We start from the raw sequence: 1,199 nt of genomic DNA, 5'->3' as shown, positions 1-1,199 counted from the left end.
GATGGACATGTTGCCCAGCGACTGGATGTCTGCGCTCAGATTGTCCAGCGTGCCGCCCTGGCCTGTGGCCTTGCGGTTCGCGTCGAGCGCGCCACCGATGGCCATGTTGCCGCTGCTGAAGATCAGCGCATGCTCGCGGTTCGTGAGGTTGCCTACGCCGATGTCCAGGTCACCGCGCGAAGCGATGGTCGCGGCGGTCGTCGTGCCACCAACGGTCTCGGTGTCGTTGACGAGGGTGCCGGCGCTGATCGAGACGGCGTTGCCGTAGATGCGGCCTGTGCCGATGTTGTTCAACGTGCCCGTATTGACCTGCGTGTTGCCCTGGCTGTCGACTAGGCCGCGGTTGTTCAGCGTGCCCGCATTGACGATGGTGTTTGTGCCCGACATCTCGCCCGTGGCGGTGTTGTCGACCACATTGCCATTGACCGTGAGCGTCTGACCTGCGAGCAGCTTGGCATTGTTGGTCAGGTGGCCGGTCGTGCCATAGGTGAGATTGCCGCTCACGCTGACATCGCGGTTGTTGACGATGTCCTGCGTCAGCGCGATGGCCATGTCGCGGCCGGATGTGAAGCTGCCGTCGTTGCTGAATTTCGCGGCATCGATCTGGAGGCCGTTGCTGGCTGTGAGCGTACCCCCGGTGTTCACGACGTTGAGCGTCTTGGCGCTCGGATTGGCTGCGTTCGGATCAACGATCTTGAGGGTATCGCCCGCCGACAAGAGCCCGCCAGCGGAGTTGTCCACGGTGCCGCCACCGGTCACCGTGAGGGTCTGCGCGGCGCGCACGGCGCCCGTCTGATTCCCAAGGTTGGTGGCGCTGATTGCGACGTTCGTGCCCTCGATACCCTGATCCGTCCCGCCGGTGTTGGCGTTGTTGACAGTGGCGGCGCTCAGCGTCGTGGTGTCGCTGGAGCGAAACAGGCCGCCTACGTTCTGGATATTGCCGGCATTGACCGTCAGGGCGCCGACCGCCTGGGTCTGGCCGCCGCTGTTGTCGTAGGTCACGCCGTTCGTGTTGATCGTGACCGCGGCCTGTCCGATGATCTTTCCGCCAGCGGTGTTCGAGAAGCCCTGTGTGTTGGCCGTGAAGGCCCCCTTGGCGCCGATGAAGCCCGCGCTGCTGTTCACAGCGCCTGCACTGAGTGTCAGCATGTCGGCACTTGTGATGCCGCCTTGGCCGTTGGTGTAGCCCGATGCGTTGG

Annotated in this window: 1 pseudogene; it reads right to left on the bottom strand. The window is 64.1% G+C overall.

Annotation, left to right across the window (positions count from 1 at the left end):
* Nucleotides 1–1,149: pseudogene (locus tag BMW87_RS34615) on the bottom strand (filamentous hemagglutinin); the annotation flags it as partial.
* Nucleotides 1,150–1,199: the final 50 nt, after the last annotated feature.

Origin of the sequence: Variovorax sp. OV084, from assembly GCF_900111625.1 — a bacterium.
Classification (GTDB): Bacteria; Pseudomonadota; Gammaproteobacteria; order Burkholderiales; family Burkholderiaceae_C; genus Variovorax.
Note: the sequence above shows the minus strand (reverse complement) of the source record. Positions and strands in the feature narration are given on the sequence as shown.